General features: G+C 64.9%; 3 protein-coding genes and 1 pseudogene. 3 read left to right on the plus strand and 1 reads right to left on the minus strand.

Annotated features, from left to right (window positions below; all coding sequences use genetic code 11):
- The first annotated feature begins 782 nt into the window (after window positions 1–782).
- The 3 genes from ACLZN2_RS50450 to ACLZN2_RS50460 all read left to right on the plus strand — a co-directional run bounded on the left by ACLZN2_RS50450 (window position 783) and on the right by ACLZN2_RS50460 (window position 3,502).
- Window positions 783–920, plus strand: a complete 138-nt coding sequence (locus ACLZN2_RS50450) for a hypothetical protein (RefSeq protein WP_382107607.1) — start codon at window positions 783–785, stop codon at window positions 918–920.
- Window positions 921–938: 18 nt separating this feature from the next.
- Complete coding sequence (locus ACLZN2_RS50455; protein ID WP_416986971.1) at window positions 939–2,363, plus strand: N-6 DNA methylase; 1,425 nt, start codon at window positions 939–941, stop codon at window positions 2,361–2,363.
- A gap of 101 nt (window positions 2,364–2,464) precedes the next feature.
- The gene (locus ACLZN2_RS50460) at window positions 2,465–3,502 is read left to right on the plus strand and encodes a hypothetical protein (protein ID WP_416986973.1); all 1,038 of its coding nucleotides are present in this window, start codon (window positions 2,465–2,467) and stop codon (window positions 3,500–3,502) included.
- A gap of 299 nt (window positions 3,503–3,801) precedes the next feature.
- Here the strand turns inward: ACLZN2_RS50460 and ACLZN2_RS50465 are convergent.
- Window positions 3,802–4,453, minus strand: a pseudogene (locus ACLZN2_RS50465) (hypothetical protein); the annotation flags it as partial.

Below are 4,453 nucleotides of genomic sequence, written 5' to 3' on the forward strand. Positions count from 1 at the left end.
CAGCACGGCAGGACTCCCCGATCAGCCCCGATACGCCTGTGCCACACGTTCCAGCGACAACAAACGCGGCACTACGTCACATACCGCCCTCTCATGTCGGGCTTCGCCCCTGTCGGGGGTTTCGTCAGAAGCGATGGGGTGGCGGGAGGCAGCCGCCTAAGCGGCCCTGTCGGTGGACAGCCGGTGGACAGACGCCTTTGGACAGTGCGTCACGGGGTGGCACGGGTCAACTTGCTGCGCATGCTCTGATCAGGAAAAACGTCACCACGTAGCACGGCAAGGCGCTAGGCAACACAAACGCTCATGGTCTCGTAATGCGTAGGTCTCGGGTTCGAATCCCGAAGGCGGCTCCACTTGAGGCCAGGTCAGATGCTCTCTGACCTGGCCTTTTATGTTGAACTCCTGATGGCTGGTCAGCTTGTGGGGCGGCCGTCCGAGGAGGGGAGCGCGATGGGTGCGCATCGGGATTCGGTTGTCCAGGCTTGTGACCTGGTCGTTTGCGCGCCGACGGCGTAGTAGGCCGACCTCGTCGCGGCGGATAAGGCTGGCGCTCCCCAGGGGCGACTCAATAAAAGTTCCCTCGCCAAAAGGCCTGGGTGGCAATTTCGCGTGACGCACATTTGCATGCGATTGTGAAGCACGAGCACCCCAAACCGTCTGCTGCAGAGGTCCCAAAACGAATGCTGTTGCTGCTAGGGTGGCGCGTACTCAGGAGAAGCCTGCGAGGGGTGGGGGCAAGAGTGGGTCGGTCGTGGCCGTGGTGGCTCGCGGCGTCGTTGACCATGAACGTCGCATTGATGGCGGGCATCGTCGAGTATGCGCGGCACAAGGATGTGCTCGGCGCCGTCCAGCAGGGAGGAAGCGCGTTCACGGTGGTCGCCGCGATCGCCGTTGTGATCGTCTTAGCCTTTCGGCGTTGACTCGGCAAGGTGAGTGTGATGAAAGTGTCCAAGACCCAGGTGGACGAGCTGGTGCGGGCTCTGGGTGTGCTGCGTGGCGACATGACTCACGATGCGATGCAGCAGCTTATCCTGGCCGTGGTCTTTCTTCGTCAGGTCTCGGACGTCTCTGAGGATGCGGCTCAGGGGCGCCCGACCTGGGAGCACTTGGTCAGCCAGGTAGGCGGGCCGGACTTCACACAGCATGTCGTCCAGCGAGCATTGCGGGCCTGGAGCGGTGACTACGGGCAGCTCTGCCTGGACCTGAACGCCGAGACGGTTCTCGGTCAGCTGCCCTTCGGTGGCCGGAGGACGGAGCAGGCGCTACGGGATCTAGTCGTCGTCCTGAACCAGGTGGGTCGTGCGCGGATGATGGCGGACCTGTTCGAGGAGTGCCTTGCGCGGTTCTCTGAGGACCGTGCGGGCGGTGAGTACTACACGCCGCGCGATGTCGTACGGACGATGGTGGGGCTCATGGAGCCGGCGCCCGGAGACGATGTCTACGATCCGGCCTGTGGCTCGGGCGGGTTCCTGATCGAGGCGGCGCGCTACGTAGAGAAGCACTATGAGCGGCCTGCGGATCGCGCGAGGGTGCCCCTCCGGTTGTTCGGCCGGGACGTCAATACCCGCACACGCCAGATCGCGGCGATGAACCTGATCCTTCATGGCCTGGAGGATGACGTGTACCGGGACCTTGACTCGGACAGCAGCCTTCGGCACGGCTCGGAACCCGTCGAGAAACACGACATCGTCCTCGCGAACCCGCCCTTCAGTATGCGTTGGCAGGACCACATGGACGGCCGGTTCGTTTCTTGGCGCTACGGTCCTCCACCCAAGAGCAACGCCGACTTCGCCTGGGTGCAGCATGTATTGGGCTCGCTCAAGCCTGGCGGCCGCGCCGCAGCCCTTCTAGCGAACGGCGCAGCCTTCCGGGGCGGTGCCGAGCGGCGTATCCGTGCCGGGCTGGTGCATGACGACGTACTCGCGGCCGTCATCCAACTGCCGCCCGGACTCTTCCCGCACACGCGCATCCCTGCCTGCCTGTGGGTTTTCAGCAAGTCCAAGCAAGCGCACTCCAAGCACCGCGTCCTGTTCATTGACGCAGAGAACGTGGGTGCGCAGGTGAGCCGAGGTAGGCGCACATTGACCGACGAGAACCTCGCGCGGATCGTCGATACGTTCAGGGGCTGGTCGGAGGGCGGAGAAGCCCACGAGTCGGGGTGGTGTCGGACCGTCACCCTGGATGAGATCGAGGCGGTGGACTTTGACCTCCTTCCCGCGCGCCATGTCGCGCCGGTGGTTGCAGAACCCGACCCCGGCGATGACGAGCGGCGGGTGCGCGAGCTGACCGAAGAACTCTACGGACACTTTGTGGAAGCCGCGCGCCTGGAGCGTGAACTTCGAGATGTTTTGGGTGCATTGTGATTGAACCTCCCCAGTGGGCGGCGCTCGCAGACCTCCCCGGCGTTGAGGTGGTTGGGTATGGCATCAACCGCCCTGGACGCCCTGACCCGGAAGGTGTCCCAGTGCTCCGGGCCGGAGACATCGTCGCCGGCCGCATTCAGCCCTCCGAAGCGATACGAGTGGAGCGCGAAGTTGCAGAGGCCCATTCGAAGACGCGGCTGCGCCCCGGCGACCTGCTCGTCGTGCTCGTGGGACGGATCGGCGAAGCCACTGTGGTCGGGTCGGAGCAGGAGGGGTGGAACGTAGCCCGCTCGGTGGCCCTGGTCCGTTGCGCCGATCCTGGCCTCGCTCAATGGCTCCGAGTGTGGCTCGCCATGCCTACTGCTCGTGCCTGGTGCGAGACGCAGGCTGCGGGCACGGCGCAGCGCACGCTGGGACTGAGGTCTCTGCGGCAACTGCCCGTTGTGCTGCCGCCCCTAGTGGACCGTGAACGGGCGCTGCGCGTCGTCCATACCATCGAAAGCAAGGTCGAGGTCAACGACCGGATCGCGCACACCGCGGTAGCGCTCGTGGACGCGCACTTCGGTGTGCTTGCCGTGGACAAGAAAAGTTGGCCGGTACGAACTTTCAAGGATGTCATCCGCAGTGCTCGGACGGGGACGGCAGCACGGCCGCCCGTGCATCAAGGAGCCGAAGGGTGGGTTGCGCCCGCTGACGTACTGCGTACTCCACTGCCGTACATCGGTATCACGGATGTTTCGGATCTGGCGGGCGTCCAGGGCTCCGTGCTCATAGTCTCCAAAGCAGGACAGGCGCGTGCCGCGGTCACTCTGACTCCAGTAATTGTGGGTCGTGGGGTGCTCGAACTCGGGCCAAATGAAGGCAACGACATCTGGTGGCTGCTTCACGAAATCCGTTCCAGGAGCGGCGAATTGTCGCAGCTCGCGCAGGGCACCGCCGGGCGTGAGCTCAGTGCGCGGGCCTTCGCGCACGCCGTAGTGGCCTGGCCGCCGGAGGAGGTGCTTGTGCGGTTCGCGCACCTCGCGAGTGCGCTGCACACGCGGGCGATTGCGGCCCAGCACGAGAACCGTACCCTTGGCGCCCTACTGGCTGGCTTCCTACGCAACCTGGCGTCGTCTGCAAGGCCGCCCCGGGTATGAAGGTGCCCCACCTGATCGTCAGGCGGGGCTTCTGGGCTCGTCCGCGATATCTCCGAGGGCTGTGCCATACAGGACTCTCCGCCCGCCTCGAAGAACGGTTCGCCGTCAGGTGGTATCCCCGATCGCGCCGCAGGCTCAAGCATCTCCAGTTGCAGGCGCTCCGCGCCGCATCGATGATCACGCGGATGCCTGGGCAGCACAGGGTCAGGAGGTCTTCGGGGTGAACCGCACCAGGTTGGTTGGAGAGCTGCCAGGTTCAGAATGCTTCAGCTCCATCTTCACAAGCTCCTGCGCTCTCGTCAGCGTCGGAAGCCGCGCTTGGGGTTCCGGGCTGGCGGGTATCCGAACGGCTCGAACCACGCTGCAGCGCGCAGGTCCCCCATGCCCAGGTGCTGGTTCACGTCGCCGTCCGGGTCCTCGATGCCGTCGAGACGTGCGTCGAACAGCATGAGAACGTCATGGTCCTGGAAGAACAGATCGGAGCAGGCGTTCCAGTCGTAGTCGTCGCGGTGCTCGGGCAAGTGACTGTGCTCGGTGTCGCGCGTGTCGATGTCGTCCAGGTAGCTGGGCGCATCCTCGATCGCCAAGTGCAAAGCCATCTCCTCGGCCGTGCACGAGGGTTGGGGCCACCTGCCGTGCTCCAGGTCATCGGAGAGGTCGTCGAAGGCTCGCGCCATTCGTCGGCGCCAGCTCCGGTCGGCGGACCAAGTGAGGGCGGGCAAGCGGGTGAACAGCTCCCAGTCGCCGGGCCGTTGCCTCGTCACGGGCTGGTCGCGCAGCTCGTCAGCGTCGTCGTAGGCCTGATCGGCCAGCACGCTCAGCGACGTCAAGAGCAGATCGGCGGTGCGAGGAGTTAGCCTCGCGCTTTCATGAAGCGGGCTGTCCGGCAGGCGGTCAGGAAAGCAGAAAGTGCCCCTGACCAGCAAGAATGAGGATTGTCGAGGTCCTTGT

The sequence above is a fragment of the Streptomyces sp. T028 genome (assembly GCF_048159505.1).
In the GTDB taxonomy this organism is placed as follows: Bacteria; Actinomycetota; Actinomycetes; order Streptomycetales; family Streptomycetaceae; genus Streptomyces.

What these genes read in the sequence shown, in the direction of transcription:
- ACLZN2_RS50455 (WP_416986971.1), top strand. Translation starts at nt 939, where the DNA reads ATGAAAGTGTCCAAGACCCAGGTGGACGAGCTGGTGCGGGCTCTGGGT.
- ACLZN2_RS50450 (WP_382107607.1), top strand. Translation starts at nt 783, where the DNA reads ATGAACGTCGCATTGATGGCGGGCATCGTCGAGTATGCGCGGCACAAG.